The organism is Rhizobium sp. 01N48, from assembly GCF_056399145.1.
In genome coordinates this window covers 235119-253214 of the sequence record NZ_JBFTQT010000004.1, presented here as the reverse complement: position 1 = coordinate 253214, position 18096 = coordinate 235119, and the positions used below count along the sequence as shown (strand labels likewise).

The following is an 18096-nucleotide window of genomic DNA, read 5'->3' as shown; positions in this document are numbered from 1 at the left end:
CCGCTGTACGTACCCGAGACAAGTGTTCAGGTGTTCAGATAGCCAGAATATGAGCGAGTAGAAACGGAAAGGCCAGCGAGCTTTGAGCTAACCGGCCTTCCTGAAATCAGCTCTATCTTGCGATAAGCCCTTGAAAATATCGGAATGACAGGATTTGAACCTGCGACCCCTTGACCCCCAGTCAAGTGCGCTACCAGGCTGCGCTACATTCCGTCACATTGCCGTACCTACAGATCTGAACACAATCGCTGATCCCGTATAATGAACCTGCGACCCCTTGCCCCCCAGTCAAGTGCGCTACCGGGCTGCGCTACGCCCCGACCTGCCTTTACGGCCTGATCCTGTTAGTCTTTTGGGATTTTCGGCGCAAGCGAAAAATCGACATCACTCAGAAATTCACCAGTTCTTTTCGGCAGACCGCGTGCGACGAAGCTCTCCGCCGCCGTAAAGAGCTTGCCCTGCCGCGATCATCTGACTATTGGGACGTCAGATTGCTCAGGGAGACATAGCATGGAAATCGAGATCCCCTGCCCGAAGTGCAGGAACACCAGAATGAAGTTCGAACGCCCGCAGCCGCTGGATAGCGACATGCTGACGTGCTTCACCTGCGGCCACGAGCTGGGAACGCTCGGTTCCGTCAAGGCGAAGATGATGGCCGCATTCGAGCGGATGCAGAAGCAAGGCCTGCCGCGCAAGCAGTAGGCGCTAGCCGCGCGTAAAGCCGATGCACCCGTCTTCGGCGATCGTGACGCTGCTGCCGACATAATCGGCGATCGACATATGCGGGGTCTCAAAAGGCGTGGCGTGGGTCTGGGTCACAACGACCACATCCGCGCCCGCCGCCTCACCCGCGAGAATGCCGGCGACCGCGTCCTCGAACACGAGGCACTTGGCCGGATCGACGCCGAGACGTTCGGCGCCAAGGCGATAGCCCTCCGGGCTCGGCTTTCCGGATGAAACCTCCTCACCCGTCACGATCACTTTCGGCATCGGGATGCCGGCTGCGGTCATTCGGAGCTTGAAAAGCTCTGAAGGTGCAGAGGTGACGATGGCCCAGCGCTCGGGCGGCAGGCTGTTCAGGAATTTTATGGCGCCCGGTATCTCAATGATCCCGTTCACATCCTCAAGCTCTTCCTGCAGCAACAATTTTGCTTCGTGCTCGGGATCGACACCCGGCAGCGCCAGATTGCGGATCACGTCGCTGGCGCGAACGCCGTGGATTGTCTTCAGGAAAACCTCGGGCTCGAACCCATGGCGCACCGCCCAGCCGGTCCAGACGCGTTCGACCACGGCGATGGAGTTGAGCAGCGTTCCGTCCATGTCGAAGAGGAAGGCGTCATACATTTTTGTGGGAACCGGCACGCGAAGCTCCTGGCTGGCAATATCAGATGATCTCGGGCGGCCTGACGCCGGCCTCAGCGGACCTGGTCGAGAAGGCGTTTGCATTCCAGGAGATCATAGAGCGCCTCCTGCAACAGCGCCCGATCTTCCTTGCCGACGCTCGATTTGCCGAGCGATACCTCAGCCGCCTCGTCGTCGCCACCGCCGAAATTGAAGAAGCGGCGGGAAGCGGGCGCCTTGGCGCGTCCGACCAGCTGATCTTCCTCGGACATGCCGACCCTGGGCTCGCCGGCTTCGCTTTCGCTCTGGCCGGTCAGCGCCTGGACGCTTGCGAGATCGCCATGGCCGATGGCGATGACGAACTTGTTGCCGTTGGTCTTCAGGAGCTTCTGCACACCCTTGATGGTGTAGCCGTGATCATAGAGCAGATGGCGGATGCCCTTCAGCAGATCGACATCTTCCGGCCGGTAGTAGCGTCTGCCACCGCCGCGCTTCATCGGCTTGATCTGCGGGAAGCGGGTCTCCCAGAAGCGCAGCACGTGCTGCGGAAGATCGAGGTCATCCGCTACTTCGCTGATGGTGCGAAAAGCATCCGGGCTCTTATCCAAGGTTCTCACTCCCTACGCGATTTTCAGCACGCGATCTTCAGCGCGTCGCGCTTACCGTTCGTCGGCAAGGCGAAGGGGCTCGCACCTGATATGTCCGAGCCGCGACTCATCATATTTCAACGGTTTGCTTGCGTTAATTCAAGTCACGTCTCGAATTCGCACAGAAAACGTTGCGGAAAATTCACCGGAAGCGTCGATCAACCTCGTCAAGCGACGAGCTTGGAAAGCGATCAGGCGGCCGGATTGGCCGGCTTGGTCTTGACCTTGCGCAGGGTATGCGCCTTCAGGATGCGGGTCTTCAAGACGTTCGATGCCTTGAAGGTCATTACGCGGCGCGGAGAGATCGGCACTTCTTCGCCGGTCTTCGGGTTACGGCCGATGCGCTCGTTCTTGTCGCGCACCTGGAAGGTCGCGAAGGAGGAAAGCTTGACCGTCTCACCGCGAACGATGGCGTTGCAGATCTCGTCGATCACAGTCTCCACGAGCTCCGCCGATTCCGTGCGGGACAGACCGACTTTGCGAAAAACGGATTCCGCCAAGTCTGCGCGCGTGACTGTTTTGCCGGTCATCTTTTTCCCTGCCCATCGGTTTTGTTTTGTGAGGACGAGCAAAGAGTATTTGTCTTGCGCCTTACGGTCAAGCCCTTGTTCGTTGTCAGCTTTTTGGGTTTTTGGGCCGTTACCAGCGTAGCAGGACAGCGCCCCAGGTGAAGCCGCCGCCCATCGCCTCGAGCATGACGAGATCGCCCTTCTTGATACGTCCGTCACCGGCTGCAACCGCGAGCGCGAGCGGGATCGAAGCCGCCGACGTGTTGCCGTGCAGGTCGACGGTGACGACAACCTTCTCGGGCGCGATGTTGAGCTTCTTGGCGGAGCCATCGATGATGCGACGATTTGCCTGATGCGGCACCAGCCAATCGAGATCGTCCGAGGTGGTGCCGGTGCTGTCGAAGGCTGCCTGGATGACGTCGGTGATCATGCCAACCGCATATTTGAAGACTTCGCGGCCTTCCATGCGCAGCTTGCCGACGGTGCCCGTGGTCGACGGTCCACCATCGACGAAGAGCTTTTCCTTGTGCGAACCGTCGGAACGCAGATGCGCGGTGAGGACGCCACGGTCATCAGTGCTCCCCTCGCCTTCGGCTGCTTCAAGCACGATCGCGCCTGCGCCATCGCCGAAGAGCACGCACGTCGTGCGGTCATTCCAGTCGAGGATGCGCGAGAAGGTTTCGGCGCCGATGACGAGCACGCGCTTGGCAAGGCCGCCACGGATATAGGCGTCGGCGGTGGTGACCGCGTAGACGAAACCGGTGCAAACCGCCTGCACGTCGAAGGCAAAGCCGTGGCTCATGCCGAGACGGTTCTGGATGCTGACGGCGGTCGCAGGGAAGGTGTTGTCTGGCGTCGACGTCGCGCAGATGATCATGTCGATGTCATCGGGCGTCATGCCGGCCTTTTCGAGCGCCGCCAGAGCCGCCGCCGCTCCAAGCGAGGACGTCGTCTCATCTCCTCCGGCGAGGTAACGCTGGCGAATGCCCGTGCGCTGGACAATCCATTCGTCGGAAGTGTCCACGACATCTTCCATGTCGCGATTGGTCATAACGCGTTTCGGAAGCGCGGATCCGAAACCGCGAACCACTGAACGGATCATATTCTTCAAATCCCGTCGCTCATGCCGCTTCCGGCCCGATAGGGGGCAGCCGCTTGGCATGATACTTTTGCAAATCGTTTTCTATTTTCTGATTGAGGCCATTCTTGGCCATGTCGTAGCCGACCTCGATCGCAGACGCGATCCCTTCGGCATTGGCGCCGCCGTGGCTCTTGATGACCACGCCGTTGAGGCCGAGAAACACGCCACCATTAACCTTGCTCGGGTCCATCTTCTCGCGCAGCATGTCGAACGCGCTCTTGGCGAAGATATAGCCGATCTTGGCAAGCAGGGTGCGCGACATCGCAGCTTTCAGATATTCGCCGATCTGGCGCGCCGTGCCTTCGGCCGCCTTCAGCGCGATGTTGCCGGCAAAGCCTTCGGTGACCACGACATCGACGGTTCCCTTGCCGATGTCATTGCCCTCGACGAAGCCGAAATAATCGAGCGAGTCGATATTGGCCTCGCGCAGCAGGCGTCCGGCTTCCTTGACCTCTTCCTGGCCCTTGATCTCTTCTACGCCCACATTGAGCAGGCCGATCGTCGGACGGTCGATCTCGAACAGTGCGCGCGCCATGGCGCCGCCCATCAGCGCGAAATCCATCAGCTGCTGGCTATCGGCGCCGATCGTCGCGCCGACATCGAGCACGATGCTTTCGCCGCGCATGGTCGGCCAGATCGCAGCGATCGCCGGGCGCTCGATATTGGCCATCGTGCGCAGACAGAACTTGGCCATCGCCATCAGCGCGCCGGTATTGCCGGCGGACACCGCGACATCGGCGTCCTTGGTCTTCACGGCCTCAAGCGAACGCCACATGGAAGAGACATAGCGGCCGCGGCGCAATGCCTGGCTCGGCTTCTCGTCCATGCGCACGGCAAGTTCGCAATCGTGGAGAACGGATTTCTCCTTCAGCTTCGGAAACTGGTCGAGAATAGGCTCGCACTGTTCCTTCAAGCCATACATCACGAACGAAATGTCCGGATGCCGTTCCAGCGCCTTTGCGGCACCGGGGATGACTACCTGGGGACCAAAGTCGCCACCCATGAGGTCGAGAGAAATTCTGATCACGCGTCCCTGATCCTTTTTTTTCGTCCCAGGAGGGCGAAATTTTGGCCAAAATACCGGTTTTACCGTCGCTGACAACTGAATTATGTCAAACCGCGAGCGGCTTTCAGTCCTTTTTCCAGTCTTTCAGAACAGCAAAGGCGGAAGGCTTCTTATCGTTCTCTCCGGTGTCTTCTATGTGACCATCGAAGGCAACGCCCTCTTTGCGGGGGTACGGATCGATCGCCATGGCGGCGAATTCGGTGGCGACCTCGCCGGCGTCGATCGTATCGCCGACAAAGCTTTCCGGCAGGTCGGGGCCGTCGGGGTCCAGCATCATTTCGCCGGTATCGTTGGCCGGGCGGCGCGCGAGCTTGGAGTTTTCGGGCACGAAGATCTGCTCGAACGTCTCGTCGATCTTAGACGGCACCGGCTCCAGCGTGACGACGCAGCTCTGGACGATGCTCGCCCGCACCCTGCCCTTCACGCGGATGCCGTCCTTCTTCCAGCGCGCGATCTGCAGATCGGCGCGGAAATCGTCGACGGAGATCACGTCCCAGGTTTCGGCGAGCGCCTGCAACTCGTCCTTGTCGGCTTCCAGATGGACGTCGACCGGGTTGGCCGAGACGTTGCCGACCTTGACCAGATAGGAGAAAGGCGTGCCTTCGTTTGAATTCTTCATCATTGTCTCCTCACGCGACGGCGGGCAGCGTTGCCGAGCCGGTCGCGATCGTATCTTCGGACTGTGCCGACAGGTGTTTTTCAGCGGAAAACATCCAATCGGCAAGCGCGCGCATATCGACCGGGTCTGCTTCCTTCGGATGAATGTTGCGGCCAAGCGCCACGGCGAGCGCCTCGGCATCACCAGCGTCCATCGCCTTGGAATAGGCTTCGAGCCGGCCGTAGAACATGCCGGCGAGTTTCTTCATGCGCTTCGGCACGGTGTTGTCGCCGATGCCGAGTTCGCGGATCGAATAATCGATATCCTGGAAGAATGCATCCACGATTTCCTGCGCGATTTCCTGGCCGCTTGTCTCGGATGCACGCGTGCGGCGAAAAAACAGGATCATGACAGCCGACAGCATTTCGAAGCGGCCCATGACCGTATCCGGCACGCCGAGTCTCTCGTAAAGCGCGGGCATGCGGGCGGCCGATGTCAGCGCCTCATATTGCCGGTCGACGATCGCCTGATTGTTGTTTTTCTTGCCGAAGAGCCCGAATATCATTGTTTTTTCCGGAAAGGCCTCGTTCTTGGCGCCAACCTGCGTCCGGCCTTGTTGCATGATTTCGAAAGCTGGTTTACCGAAGCATGCGCGAATTGCAATGGCGAAGGTGGCCACTTTCGGGACAGCGCTTCGACGATGGCCACTCGGCAGATGGCTCACGTCCGACCCCGGAAAGGCCACAATGGTTTTGCATCAGCGTAACATTGCATGGCCGATGGCTGGTATCGATACGTTAAGGGAGTAGATGTCGTTGAAGAAACGGTATTTCAAGTCTGACAAGAAATTCCTCAGCAATGCCGCCATTGCCATCATGATCGCCTCCGCCGGATTGACCGGCTGCCAAACGGGTACGGTTCTCAACGGCGGTTACGTCGCCGACGAGCAGTCGCTCAACCTGGTTCCCGAGGGTTCGAGCCGCGAGCAGGTTCTGCTGTCGCTGGGCACGCCTTCGACGACCGCCACCTTCGATGGCGAAGTCTTCTATTACATCTCGCAGCGTCGCGAGCGCTCCATGGCGTTCCAGAAGCTGAAGGTCGTGGACCAGAGCGTTCTCGCCATCTACTTCGACAAGGACGGCGTCGTAGTCCGCCGCGCCAACTACACGCTCAAGGACGGCAAGCCGTTCGACACGATCACGCGCGTCACGCCGACTGGTGGTAAGGATCTTACCTTCCTGCAGCAGCTGCTTTCTGGCGGCAGCGCCGCGAACATGGCCAAGGGCCTGTTCGGCGCCGGCGATCGTCCTTCGCCGCAGAACCCGGCCAGCTTGCGCTAAGCGCCAAGTCATTCGCCCACACAAAACCCGCCGGATCGCTCCGGCGGGTTTTTTCATTGGTTCTAGATCTAAGGCCGATCAGCCCGCCAGGATGGCAAGCAGCAGCAGTGCCACGATGTTGGTGATCTTGATCGCCGGATTGACCGCAGGACCTGCGGTGTCCTTGTAGGGGTCGCCGACGGTGTCGCCGGTTACGGATGCCTTGTGGGCTTCAGATCCCTTCATGTGGCGCGTGCCGTCCTTGTCGACGAAGCCGTCTTCGAAGGATTTCTTGGCGTTGTCCCATGCGCCGCCGCCCGAGGTCATCGAGATCGCGACGAACAGGCCGTTGATGATGACGCCGAGAAGCGATGCGCCAAGCGCCGCGAAGGCCGATGCCTTGGAGCCGGAAATCAACAGTACGCCGAAATAGACGACGACGGGCGCCAGGACGGGCAGAAGCGACGGAATGATCATTTCGCGAATGGCGGCCTTCGTCAGAAGATCGACCGCCTTGCCGTAATCCGGCTTCTCGGTGCCCTGCATGATGCCGGGCTTTTCGCGGAACTGCTTGCGCACTTCCTCGACGATCGATCCAGCCGCACGTCCCACCGCCGTCATGGCGATGCCGCCGAAGAGATAAGGGATGAGGCCGCCGAAGAGCAATCCGGCGACGACATAGGGGTTGGAGAGATCGAACGAGATCGCACCGATATTGGCGAAGTACGGATACTGATCACCATGCGAGGCGAAATATTGCAGGTCGTTCGAATAGGCCGCGAAGAGCACGAGGGCGCCGAGACCGGCGGAGCCGATCGCGTAGCCCTTGGTGACGGCCTTGGTGGTGTTACCCACTGCATCGAGCGCGTCCGTGGACTTGCGCACTTCCGGTGGCAGATGCGCCATTTCGGCGATGCCGCCGGCGTTATCGGTCACAGGGCCGAAAGCGTCGAGCGCCACGATCATGCCGGCAAGGCCGAGCATGGCGGTGACGGCGATACCGGTGCCGAACAGGCCGCCCAGTTGGAAGGTCGCCAGGATGCCACCGACGATGACGATCGCCGGAAGTGCCGTCGATTCCAGCGATACGGCGAGCCCCTGGATCACGTTGGTGCCGTGTCCCGTGACCGATGCCTGGGCGATCGAATTCACAGGGCGCTTGTTGGTGCCGGTGTAGTATTCGGTGATGACGACGATCAGCGCGGTGACGATGAGGCCGACGATACCGCAGATGAAGAGGTTCATTCCGGTAATGTCATGACCAGCGACCGTGCCGATCGGACCCCAGCCAACGGTCAGCGACGTTGCAGCACCAAGACCCAGGATCGACAGCAGGCCGGTGACGATGAGCCCCTTGTAGAGGGCGCCCATGATCGAGCCGTTGCTGCCAAGCTTCACGAAGAAGGTGCCGATGATCGAGGTGATGATGCAGGCGCCGCAAATCGCCAGCGGGTAGATCATCGCCGACGCAAGAACCGGCGTGCCGCCGAAGAAGATCGCGGCAAGAACCATCGTAGCGACGACGGAGACCGCATAGGTTTCGAAAAGGTCGGCTGCCATGCCGGCGCAATCGCCGACGTTGTCGCCAACGTTGTCGGCGATAGTTGCGGGGTTGCGTGGATCATCTTCCGGGATACCGGCCTCGACCTTGCCGACGAGATCGCCGCCGACATCGGCGCCCTTGGTGAAGATACCGCCGCCGAGACGGGCGAAGATCGAGATCAGCGATGCGCCGAAGCCGAGCGCGACCAGGGAATCGATAACTTCACGCGAGGCAGGATCGTGGCCGAGCACGCCGGTGAGGATCAGATAGTAGATGGAGACGCCAAGCAGCGCCAGGCCGGCGACCAGCATGCCGGTGATGGCGCCAGACTTGAAGGCGATGCCGAGACCGGCGGCAAGGCTATGCGAGGCAGCCTGCGCGGTGCGCACATTGGCGCGAACCGAGACGTGCATGCCGATGAAGCCCGCGGCGCCCGAAAGCACGGCACCAACCAGAAAGCCGATCGCGGCCGTGGCGGAGAGCAGCAGCCAGGCGGCGATGAAGACGACGACGCCGACAATGGCGATTGCCGTATACTGGCGCGTCAGATAGGCCTGCGCGCCTTCGCGAATATATCCTGCAATTTCCTGCATGCGGGCGTTCCCCTGATCGGCTGATAGCACCGACCGGATTGCCCAGATGGCATAGACCACCGAAAGCAAACCGCACGCTATTACGCATAAAAGAATCGTCATTTCGCTCTTTCCTCCAAAAGAGCCGGAGCTCACTCCCTCTCCGGCTGCGAACACGCCGTCCTCATTTCCTCCCACAGAAATGCTGCAACGCCGAGTGGAGATTGCGGGGAGGAAAACGGGACGTCAAGCCCGCAAGGGCTGAAAACCCTTACGGAGCAATGGGAAAGAGGAGATTAGCCGATCGGAGGAAGGAGCCGATTCTTGCGCGCGAAACGCTACTTTTTTTGATCGCCGCGAACTTGCTTGGCGATGCGGTCGAGAACAGCGTTGACGAGCTTGGGCTCATCGTCGCTGAAGAACGCCTGAGCGATCTCAACGTACTCGGTGACGATGACCGCGACCGGCACGTCCTTGCGGTCGAGAAGCTCGAAAACGCCGGCGCGAAGGATGGCGCGAACGGTGCTGTCGAGGCGCGATAGCGCCCAATCGTCCTGCAACGCCGAGGCAACCAGCGGATCGAGCCGCTTCTGTTCGCGCACGACGCCGGAGACGATCGAACGGAACCAGGAAGGATCAGCCTTCAGGTAGGTTTCGCCATCCAGTTCCTGGCCGAGACGATGGGCTTCGTATTCGGCGACGATTTCGAGAACGCCGGTGCCGCCGATATCCATCTGATAGAGCGCCTGAACGGCGGCGAGACGCGCGGCGCCACGCTGGTTCGCTGCCTTGACCGGACGCTCTACGTTTTCGTTGCTCATGCCTTATGCACCCAGCTTTTTCTTCAGCTCGATCATGGTGAGAGCTGCGCGAGCGGCAAAGCCGCCCTTGTCCTTATCCGAACGGCGTACGCGCGACCAAGCCTGCTCGTCGTTTTCGACCGTCAGGATGCCATTGCCGATGGCAATGGATTCGCTGACGGACAGGTCCATCAGCGCGCGCGAGGATTCGTTCGACACGATATCGAAGTGGTAGGTCTCGCCGCGGATAACCATGCCGAGCGCGACGTAGCCGTCGTAGTTCGTGCCGTCATTATCCGCTCCATCGAGAGCCATTGCAATCGCAGCCGGAATTTCCAGCGCGCCGGGAACGGTGACCACGTCATAGGTCGCGCCGGCTTCCGTCAGAGCGAAGGTTGCGCCTTCCAGGAGAGCATCAGCCATGTCGTCGTAGAAACGTGCTTCAACGATCAAGATATGAGGAGCGGTTTCTCGCGCCATGGGTCACCTTCATTTCCTAGAGGATTTGCCGTTCGACAGGCGGCGGTCAAAACACGCCTTCGGCAGAATGGCAAGCAAATTCGGCTCATGGCTGCGGTGCAAAATCGCGAATCATCCAAGCGAATGTCGAAGTACTGGCAGGCCCCCGCCCTGAAAACGCCGAACCTTGATAGATAACGGGTTGATTTCCCGCACAAACTCATAATTCCTCGGGGCAAAGGGAGACGAGAATGAACGATCAGCAAACACCCGTCGTCAACGTGAACGCACTCAGCCTCGATCGCTGGAAGCAGGGAGAGCTTTACGAGAGCGCCGACATTTCGTTCGGTGCCATGCTCGGGCTGCAAGGGCTCGGCGTCAGCTATAACGAGGTACCCGCGGGCAAATCGGGCTGTCCCTTTCACAACCATCATGCCGAGGACGAGATGTTCTTCGTGATCGAGGGAACCGGCGAGTATCGTTTCGGAACGGAGCGCTACCCGATCCGCAAGGGCGACGTGCTCGGCGCACCGGCGGGCGGGCGGGAGACGGCGCACCAGATCATCAACACGGGTGCCACCCCGCTCATCTATCTCGGCATCTCGACGAAGGCCGCGACCGATATCGTCGAATATCCGGACTCGGGCAAGTTTCTCGCGAAGACGCGCCGCGAGGGATCGCCCGATCGATCGTTTCGCGTGATGGGACGCGCCGGCGACGGTCTCGACTACTGGGATGGCGAGCCTGGGGCCTGACGGGGAAAGCGATCGCGATGACCGAGATACCGACGATCGAGACCGAGCGGCTGATACTCCGGCCGCACGCGCTTGAGGATTTCGAGGCTTATCATGCGCTCTGGAGCAACGATGCGGTCGTGCGCTTCATCAGCGGGGTGGCGTCGACGCGGGAGCAGAGCTGGGGGCGCATGCTGCGCGTCGCCGGGATGTGGCACCACATGGGCTTCGGCTTCCTCGCCATCGAAGAAAAAGAGAGCGGCCGGTTCGTGGGCGAAGCGGGCTTTCTGGAGATGAAGCGCGACATGCAGCCGGTCAGCACCGAGGGGACGCTGGAAACGGGCTGGGCATTAATGCCGGACGCTCAGGGAAAGGGCTACGCGACGGAAGCGCTGCGGGCGTTGATCGGCTGGGCGGAGGTGCACTTTCCGGCACAGCCGATGAGCTGCATCATCGATCCCGACAATGCCGCCTCGCTGCGCCTTGCCGAAAAGCTCGGCTTTGGCGATGCGAGGCGGGCGCACTATAATGGCGAGGTTATTCTGCTTTCGCGGCCGGGAACTCGGCCAGCCTAGCAGCGTAACGCGCCATGGTGTCGACTTCGAAGTTGACGAAATCGCCGGTCTGGCGCTTGCCCCAGGTCGTGACCTCAAGCGTGTGGCGGATAAGGAGCACGTCGAAATCGGTGCCATCGACGGCGTTGACCGTCAGGGATGTGCCATCGAGCGCGATCGAGCCCTTAGGCGCGACGAACTTGGCCAGATGCTCCGGCGCACGGATGCGGAAACGGGTGGCGTCGCCCTCTTCGGTGACGGAGAGGATCTCGGCCTTGCCGTCGACGTGGCCGGAGACGATGTGGCCGCCCAGTTCGTCGCCGATCTTCAGCGAACGCTCGAGATTGACGGGGCTGCCCTCTTTCCAGGTGCCGATCGTCGTCAGGCGCAGCGCTTCTTCCCAGGCTTCCACCTCGAACCAGCGGCCATTGCTGCCCTCTTCGGGCAGGCCGGTGACCGTCAGGCAGATGCCGGAATGCGAGATCGAGGCGCCCATGTCGATGGTCGCGGGATCATAGCTGGTCGCCACGCGAAGCTTGATGCCCTCCTTGAGGGGCGAAACAGATTCGATCGTGCCGACGTCGGTGACAATGCCTGTAAACATCAAACTTCTCCTTCGTATTCGTCCAGGCTGTCGTCGCCAACTCTGCGCGTGCCCACATGCTTGAAATCGGATGGAATATCGGTTTTGCGGATCGGCGTTTCAATACCGCCTTCGCCAATGGTGCCCGGCCCCTGGTAGAGCAGGATGCGGTCGACATAGCCGGCCTCAAGGAAAAGCCGCGCCGTCTTGGCGCCGCCTTCGACCAGCAGCGAGGAAATGCCGCGGGAGGCGAGTGCCGGGAGAAGCTGTTCCGGGTGGTAGGGGTGGCAGTAGACGACTTCGACGCCAGCGGATTCTAGGGCTTGGCGGCGGGCTTCGAGTTGTGCGGTGGTTTCGTTGGCGTTGGTGGTTGGGATACCCCCCTCTGCCCTGCCGGGCATCTCCCCCACAGGTGGGGAGATTGGCTGGGCTTGCCCGCTCGTTCCAAGGTCTGCGTTTTGCGAAACCGCCCGCAACGGGTCGATCTCCCCCCTTGTGGGGGAGATGTCCGGCAGGACAGAGGGGGGTAATCCTTGCTCCCCAGTCTCCGAACCGGAAACTTCCTCACGCCCCACCACAATGACCGGCACCTGCCGCGCCGTCCGCACCAGCTTCGACGTCAACGGCAACTCCAGCAACGGATCCAGCACAATCCGCACCGGCGAGCGCGCCTCAAGCCCCGGAATACGCACCGTCAGTTCCGGATCGTCAGCAATGGCAGTCCCGATACCGACGAGGATCGCATCCGTCTCGGCGCGCAGTTGTTGTACTTCGGCGCGCGCCGCGGGACCGGTGATGGCGATCTGCCCCTCGCCCAAGCGACCGATCATGCCATCTTGAGAAACGGCAAGCTTCAGAATCACATAGGGGCGGTTCTTCGTCTGGCGGGTGAGATAGGCGGCGAGCGAGTGGCGGCCCTCTTCCTCCAACAACCCGGTCTCGACCGTGATGCCGGCGTCGCGGAGCATAGCGATGCCCCTGCCCGACACACGCTCATCAGGATCGGTAACGCTGATGACGACGCGGGACACGCCGGATGCGATCAGCGCATCGGCGCAGGGCGGCGTCTTCCCGTGGTGGGAGCATGGCTCGAGCGTGACATAGGCGGTGGCGTCGCGTGCCAGTTCACCTGCCTCGGCCAAGGCCTGCGGTTCGGCATGCGGACGGCCGCCGACAGCCGTCGTGCCACGGCCGACGATCTTGCCGTCGCGTACGATGACGCAACCGACCGAGGGGTTTGTGGATGTCTGGCCGAGATGGAGGAGACCCAGGCGGATCGCCTCCTGCATGAATTGCGCGTCGTCTGACGAAGCGCTCATCGCTCAGCTATCCAAAGGATCGCGAGCGATCTTGGCGTTGATCTCCGAGATCACCTTCTCGAAATCCTCGGCATGAGAGAAGTCGCGATAGACCGAAGCGTAGCGCACGAAGCCGACGTCATCGAGGCTCTTCAACGCTTCGAGCACCTGCAAGCCGATCTGCTCGGAGCTGATTTCGACTTCGCCGGAGCTTTCCAGACGCCGCACGATGCCTGAGACCGCGCGCTCTATGCGGTCGCGGTCGACGGGGCGCTTGCGCAGCGCGATCTCAAAGGAACGCACCAGCTTGTCGCGATCGAAAGGCACCTTGCGGCCGGTCTTCTTCGAGACCATGAGCTCGCGCAGCTGCACGCGCTCGAAGGTCGTGAAGCGACCGCCGCAATCAGGACAGATACGCCTGCGGCGGATGGACGTATTGTCCTCCGCCGGGCGTGAATCCTTGACCTGTGTGTCTTCCGATCCGCAGAATGGGCAGCGCATGCGCTATCCTTAGCCGATGTAGTCGTACATTGGGAAGCGGCCGGTGAGGTTCATCACCTTGTCGCGCACCGCTGCTTCGACGCTGGCATTGCCTTCGTCGGAGTTGGCGGCCTTCAGGCCATCGAGAACCTCGACGATGAGATTGCCGATTTCCTTGAATTCCGCTTCCTTGAAGCCGCGCGTCGTGCCGGCAGGCGCGCCGAGGCGAACGCCAGAGGTGACGAAGGGCTTTTCAGGGTCGAACGGAATGCCGTTCTTGTTGCAGGTGACGTAGGCGCGGCCGAGTGCGGCTTCGGCGCGCTTGCCCGTCGCGTTCTTCTTGCGAAGGTCGACCAGCATCAGGTGGTTGTCGGTGCCGCCGGAAACGACGTCGAGGCCGCCTGTGATCAGCGTATCCGACAGCGCCTTGGCATTCTTGACGACCTGAGCCGCGTAGTCCTTGAACTCGGGCTGCAGCGCTTCGCCGAAGGCAACGGCCTTGGCAGCGATGATGTGCATGAGCGGACCGCCCTGGAGGCCTGGGAAGACGGCCGAGTTGAACTTCTTGGCCAGATCTTCGTCGTTAGTCAGGATGACACCACCGCGCGGGCCGCGCAGCGACTTATGGGTCGTGGTGGTCGCGACATGGCAGTGCGGGAACGGCGACGGATGCTGGCCACCGGCAACGAGACCGGCGATGTGGGCCATATCGACCATCAGATAGGCGCCGACTTCATCAGCGATCTCGCGGAAGCGCTTCCAGTCCCAGATGCGGGAGTAAGCGGTGCCGCCGGCGATGATGAGCTTCGGCTTGTGGGTGCGTGCCTTCTCGGCGACGTCGTCCATATCGAGCAGGTTGTCGCCTTCGCGAACACCGTAGGACACGACGTTGAACCACTTACCGGACATGTTGACCGGCGAACCGTGCGTCAGGTGACCGCCCGAGTTGAGGTCGAGGCCCATGAAGGTGTCGCCCGGCTGCAGCAGCGCGAGGAAGACAGCCTGGTTCATCTGCGAACCGGAGTTCGGCTGAACGTTGGCGAAGTTGACGCCGAACAGCTTCTTGGCGCGTTCGATCGCAAGCTCTTCCGCGATATCGACGAACTGGCAGCCGCCGTAGTAGCGCTTGCCCGGATATCCCTCGGCGTACTTGTTGGTCATAATGGAGCCCTGGGCTTCCAGAACCGCGCGGGAAACGATGTTTTCCGAAGCGATCAACTCGATCTCATGACGCTGGCGACCGAGTTCCTTTTGGATCGAACCGAAGATTTCCGGATCGGTGTCGGCAAGCGAGCGATTGAAGAAGGTCTGGGTAGAAGCATTGGTCATCGGCGGGCTCCTCAACTGGAATGCGCTAGGCTATTAGCGCCCTGCCCGTTCAAGGGCAATACGGAGAGCGACATTTGCTGGGCAATCCACGCGCAACAAAAAACCGCGCCATGAAAGACGCGGTTTTTTTATAACTCAAACACAGCTTACGGCTCTTACTGAACCGGCTGCTCCATGCCCGCGGTCGTGTCGAGCGCGAGTTCAGCATTGCCGTCCATCTGGTAGATGTCGTCGCGGAACTGCACGATACCGTCAGGCATGCCCCAGGCGGAGATGTAGACGAAGTATACAGGCACTTCCTCGGCCAGCTTGATCGGCGTGTTGACGCGGGTGGTGATCACCTGCTCCATCTGCTGGCGGGACCACGGAGGCGTGTCGCGCAGTAGCCAGGTGGTCAGGTCGCGAACGTTCTGGACGCGCACGCAGCCCGAGGATTCGAAGCGCATGAGCTTGTTGAACAGGCCCTGCTGCGGCGTGTCGTGCATGTACTCGCCGTTCTTGTTGTAGAAGTTGATCTTCGTCGAGGCCATGGCGTTGATCTTGCCCGGGTCCTGGCGGAACATCAGGTTCGGCGCCTTTTCGGCATTCCAGTCGATCGTCTCGGGCGCGACTTCCGTGCCCTTGCCGTCGATCAGACGAATGTTGTTCTTCGTGAGATAAGTCGGGTCCTTGCGCATCAGCGGCACGATGTCCTTTTCGACGATCGAACGCGGCGCGGTCCAGTAAGGATTGAGGATGACCTCGTAGATCTTCGAGTTGACCAGATGTGTCGGACGGCTGAGGCGGCCGACAACGGCGTTGTGACGCGTGACGACGCTGCCGTCCTCGATGCCCTCAACGTAAGCTGCCGGGATGTTGACCATCACGTGACGACGGCCGAGTTCTTCCGGGAAGGTCTGCAGGCGGATCAGGTTGGTGTTCAGCTGCTGCAGGCGCACGTCGGCCGGGATGTTCATCGCCTTCAGCGTGAATTCACCGAGCACGCCGTCGGCCGGGAGGCCGTGACGCGCCTGGAAGCGCTTGACCGCGCCATCGACGTAGGAATCGAAGGAAGAGGACATGCCGGCTTCCTGCGGCAGGTCGCCGGTGACGAAAAGGCGCTGGCGCAGGGCCTGGACGGACTGATCGGTGACGCCGATCTGCAGGCGCTGCTGGCCCGGGTTTACCTGCGGCCAACCGCCTGCGGATGCGATCTGCTGGTACTGGGCAATCGCCTGCTGAATGCTGGGGACGGACTGCGGTCCGAGGATCGGGGTGTTCGACACCACGGCAGTGGCCGTACGGGACGCTGCTTTCGCGTCGAACTGGTCGTCCCAGTCACCGCGCTCCGGTGCATTGATAAGCGAATCGATCGCCGATTGCGCCAGAGCCGGCGCCGCTACCGAGCTTGCGCCAACGGCTGCGGCCGAAGCAAGAAATGCCCGCCGAGAGAGAGCTTCAGTACCTGTTTTTTTAGACATGCATCCCAACCACAATAATGCCGCCGCTTGAGAGACCGGTGGCTTTGCCCTTCGTCACCGCGAATAACGCAGTCACTACCCATCCGTTGCCACGGCGCACCTCAAATTCTCGCTGCCGGCGATCACATGATCGCGAGCAGGAAAGACGAGGTTATCAAAACCCCGGATTCGAAAAGCGCCGATTGCCGTGTATTTCCGCTGCCATGCTAATATGGCCAATTCGTGTCTCCGCCGAAAAGTGCAACTTTCGATAGCGATCGAAGCGAAGAATGAACCAAACCATTGCAAGGATTCTGCCGGGTAATAGCGGCTAAAAGGCGGCTTGAATACAGGGGGTTACCGCTTGAAGCACGGTTGACCGGTCATGCGTTGCAAAGATGCCACGTCGGCGCAAACGGCAAAGCCGGACGCGCAGGGAAACGCATCCGGTTTCAGTCGTCTGGCGAGATCTCCGTCCGGTGTCTCTCCTAGCCGAGCACGACAGACAGAGGTAGAGGTCATTACGTAGGCTTCATATCCATTCGCGTAAAATGGTTTGACTGCATCGACTGGATGTACGCCGCCAAGAAGATTTCAAACCGTATCGATGGGCTCGGACAATAGCTCCTACTCCGTTACGGCTGCGGGCTGCGCCTTCGACCGACGAGCTGGAGTGCGCTTTTCTGGCGGGCTCGTCAGGTAAGCAGGTGCGGTGGTGCTGCGCTCGGCCACGATGGTGATGAGACGGTCGATGGCCTTTGTCTTATCTTTGGCATCAGGAAGTGACTCCGTGAGGTGGATGGCAAGCAGCGTGTCCTGCATCTGCGCAAGACGCGAGAAGAAGAAGTTAAGCTGAATAAGGCTACGGTTGTATAGATAGAAGTATGCACCGCCAATGAACTGAAGGATAACCCCGGCAAATGGCACCAAATAGGCAGTGACATCGCTCCGGCCTGATGAGTACGCCCAATAGGCACCGACAATTATGGTGATGAAGCCGAGAATCACCGCGAACAAGCTGGCGTTGAAGCTGTTGCGAGCTTGGCTCTTGTTCATGATATAGTATTCGATCAGCTGTCCGAGGTTGCCCCGAATCGCCTGAATAATGTCCTCTTCCGGCTGTGCGGCCGGAGGCGATCCTTCAGTGCTGCTGTCTACGTTGGGCCGCTCCAGCCACTTTCTTGTCAGGTAATCGGCGGGGGCATAATTCGTGGTGGCGAAGCTCCGCGTCCATGCTCGCAGAAACTCTCCGTCATCGTCTCTGTTGACAATGGTTTTTAGTTTGTCCCGGTCTAGCGCAGCCGACGCTGAACTTAGTAGCAGAAGGAAGGCCACCGCCAGATTCGCGACAACGAACGGCGTGACATCCTTAATTCCTAGCTCGTATCCGTTGATTACAATGCGACCGAATGCTCCAGTGTAAAGCGCAGCCGCTGACGCACCAATCATTCCGACCGCCACGCCAACGATCGCCCATCTTATTTTAGTATATTTTCTCTGTACCTCGATGAATACAAGGCTGATAGTTTCGATAAGATCAAACATTGGCTCCTCGCGGTCCCTGCGAGTGTAGCTATAACAATACAACTGTAAATTAAAAGGCCCCGACGGGCCTGATTTAGGTCGTTTTACAACTCCTCTATTCGAGGGCCGACTATCTGATCAACGGCCCCAACTCACGTTC

At 60.4% G+C, this 18096-nt stretch carries 20 protein-coding genes and 1 tRNA gene; 4 read left to right on the top strand and 17 right to left on the bottom strand.

Features of this window, described 5'->3' with window-relative positions; all coding sequences use genetic code 11:
• Positions 1–139: 139 nt before the first annotated feature.
• Positions 140–213 (bottom strand) — tRNA-Pro (locus AC1DOG_RS10455).
• 339 nt (positions 214–552) lie between these two features.
• Here AC1DOG_RS10455 and AC1DOG_RS10450 point away from each other — a divergent pair.
• Positions 553–702 carry a hypothetical protein gene (locus AC1DOG_RS10450; protein ID WP_018898674.1) on the top strand — a complete coding sequence of 50 codons (150 nt, stop codon included), beginning with the start codon at positions 553–555 and terminating at the stop codon, positions 700–702.
• A gap of 3 nt (positions 703–705) precedes the next feature.
• On the opposite strand, the gene AC1DOG_RS10445 is transcribed toward AC1DOG_RS10450, so the two are convergent.
• The 7 genes from AC1DOG_RS10445 to AC1DOG_RS10415 all read right to left on the bottom strand — a co-directional run bounded on the left by AC1DOG_RS10445 (position 706) and on the right by AC1DOG_RS10415 (position 5924).
• Entirely contained in the window at positions 706–1344 is a 639-nt protein-coding gene (locus tag AC1DOG_RS10445) for an HAD family hydrolase (RefSeq protein ID WP_477928153.1), read from the bottom strand.
• Between the two features lie 71 nt (positions 1345–1415).
• Positions 1416–1949, bottom strand: a complete 534-nt coding sequence (locus tag AC1DOG_RS10440) for a MerR family transcriptional regulator (protein ID WP_047513173.1) — start codon at positions 1947–1949, stop codon at positions 1416–1418.
• 230 nt (positions 1950–2179) lie between these two features.
• Positions 2180–2518 (bottom strand): integration host factor subunit alpha, encoded by a 339-nt coding sequence (locus AC1DOG_RS10435; protein ID WP_018898677.1) that lies wholly within the window; start codon positions 2516–2518, stop codon positions 2180–2182.
• 109 nt (positions 2519–2627) lie between these two features.
• Entirely contained in the window at positions 2628–3599 is a 972-nt protein-coding gene (locus AC1DOG_RS10430) for a beta-ketoacyl-ACP synthase III (protein WP_477927811.1), read from the bottom strand.
• A 19-nt stretch (positions 3600–3618) separates the two neighbouring features.
• Positions 3619–4665 (bottom strand): phosphate acyltransferase PlsX, encoded by a 1047-nt coding sequence (plsX, locus tag AC1DOG_RS10425; RefSeq protein WP_026283034.1) that lies wholly within the window; start codon positions 4663–4665, stop codon positions 3619–3621.
• 103 nt (positions 4666–4768) lie between these two features.
• Positions 4769–5323, bottom strand: coding sequence for a YceD family protein (locus tag AC1DOG_RS10420; protein WP_477927809.1), 555 nt, complete (start codon positions 5321–5323; stop codon positions 4769–4771).
• Positions 5324–5333: 10 nt separating this feature from the next.
• A complete protein-coding gene (locus AC1DOG_RS10415) occupies positions 5334–5924 on the bottom strand; it encodes a ubiquinol-cytochrome C chaperone family protein (RefSeq protein ID WP_181459187.1) in 591 nt (196 codons plus the stop codon).
• Positions 5925–6111: 187 nt separating this feature from the next.
• Between AC1DOG_RS10415 and AC1DOG_RS10410 the strand changes: the two genes are divergently transcribed.
• Positions 6112–6642 (top strand): outer membrane protein assembly factor BamE, encoded by a 531-nt coding sequence (locus AC1DOG_RS10410; protein WP_111561165.1) that lies wholly within the window; start codon positions 6112–6114, stop codon positions 6640–6642.
• Between the two features lie 78 nt (positions 6643–6720).
• Here AC1DOG_RS10410 and AC1DOG_RS10405 read toward each other — a convergent pair whose 3' ends face one another.
• The 3 genes from AC1DOG_RS10405 to ribH form a co-directional block, all read right to left on the bottom strand.
• A complete protein-coding gene (locus AC1DOG_RS10405) occupies positions 6721–8859 on the bottom strand; it encodes a sodium-translocating pyrophosphatase (RefSeq protein WP_413390931.1) in 2139 nt (712 codons plus the stop codon).
• A gap of 215 nt (positions 8860–9074) precedes the next feature.
• Positions 9075–9557 carry a transcription antitermination factor NusB gene (gene nusB / locus AC1DOG_RS10400; protein WP_018898684.1) on the bottom strand — a complete coding sequence of 161 codons (483 nt, stop codon included), beginning with the start codon at positions 9555–9557 and terminating at the stop codon, positions 9075–9077.
• 3 nt (positions 9558–9560) lie between these two features.
• Positions 9561–10016, bottom strand: a complete 456-nt coding sequence (ribH, locus tag AC1DOG_RS10395; RefSeq protein WP_018898685.1) for a 6,7-dimethyl-8-ribityllumazine synthase — start codon at positions 10014–10016, stop codon at positions 9561–9563.
• A gap of 230 nt (positions 10017–10246) precedes the next feature.
• Here ribH and AC1DOG_RS10390 point away from each other — a divergent pair, with 230 nt between their 5' ends.
• Together AC1DOG_RS10390 and AC1DOG_RS10385 are read left to right on the top strand one after the other, a co-directional pair.
• Positions 10247–10750 carry a cupin domain-containing protein gene (locus tag AC1DOG_RS10390; RefSeq protein ID WP_477927805.1) on the top strand — a complete coding sequence of 168 codons (504 nt, stop codon included), beginning with the start codon at positions 10247–10249 and terminating at the stop codon, positions 10748–10750.
• A gap of 17 nt (positions 10751–10767) precedes the next feature.
• The gene (locus AC1DOG_RS10385; RefSeq protein WP_477927804.1) at positions 10768–11304 is read left to right on the top strand and encodes a GNAT family N-acetyltransferase; all 537 of its coding nucleotides are present in this window, start codon (positions 10768–10770) and stop codon (positions 11302–11304) included.
• Here AC1DOG_RS10385 and AC1DOG_RS10380 read toward each other — a convergent pair.
• The 6 genes from AC1DOG_RS10380 to AC1DOG_RS10355 form a co-directional block, all read right to left on the bottom strand.
• On the bottom strand, positions 11267–11887 hold the full coding sequence (locus tag AC1DOG_RS10380) for a riboflavin synthase (protein ID WP_477927802.1): 621 nt from the start codon (positions 11885–11887) through the stop codon (positions 11267–11269). The genes AC1DOG_RS10385 and AC1DOG_RS10380 overlap by 38 nt on opposite strands.
• Complete coding sequence (gene ribD, locus AC1DOG_RS10375) at positions 11887–13185, bottom strand: bifunctional diaminohydroxyphosphoribosylaminopyrimidine deaminase/5-amino-6-(5-phosphoribosylamino)uracil reductase RibD (protein WP_477927800.1); 1299 nt, start codon at positions 13183–13185, stop codon at positions 11887–11889. The genes AC1DOG_RS10380 and ribD overlap by 1 nt, the downstream gene beginning before the upstream one ends.
• Positions 13186–13188: 3 nt before the next feature.
• Positions 13189–13665, bottom strand: coding sequence for a transcriptional regulator NrdR (nrdR, locus tag AC1DOG_RS10370; protein ID WP_047513200.1), 477 nt, complete (start codon positions 13663–13665; stop codon positions 13189–13191).
• Positions 13666–13674: 9 nt separating this feature from the next.
• Entirely contained in the window at positions 13675–14973 is a 1299-nt protein-coding gene (gene glyA, locus AC1DOG_RS10365; protein WP_477927797.1) for a serine hydroxymethyltransferase, read from the bottom strand.
• Between the two features lie 155 nt (positions 14974–15128).
• The gene (locus tag AC1DOG_RS10360) at positions 15129–16433 is read right to left on the bottom strand and encodes a L,D-transpeptidase family protein (RefSeq protein WP_112973538.1); all 1305 of its coding nucleotides are present in this window, start codon (positions 16431–16433) and stop codon (positions 15129–15131) included.
• Positions 16434–17039: 606 nt separating this feature from the next.
• On the bottom strand, positions 17040–17957 hold the full coding sequence (locus tag AC1DOG_RS10355; RefSeq protein ID WP_477927795.1) for a TRADD-N-associated membrane domain-containing protein: 918 nt from the start codon (positions 17955–17957) through the stop codon (positions 17040–17042).
• Positions 17958–18096: the final 139 nt, after the last annotated feature.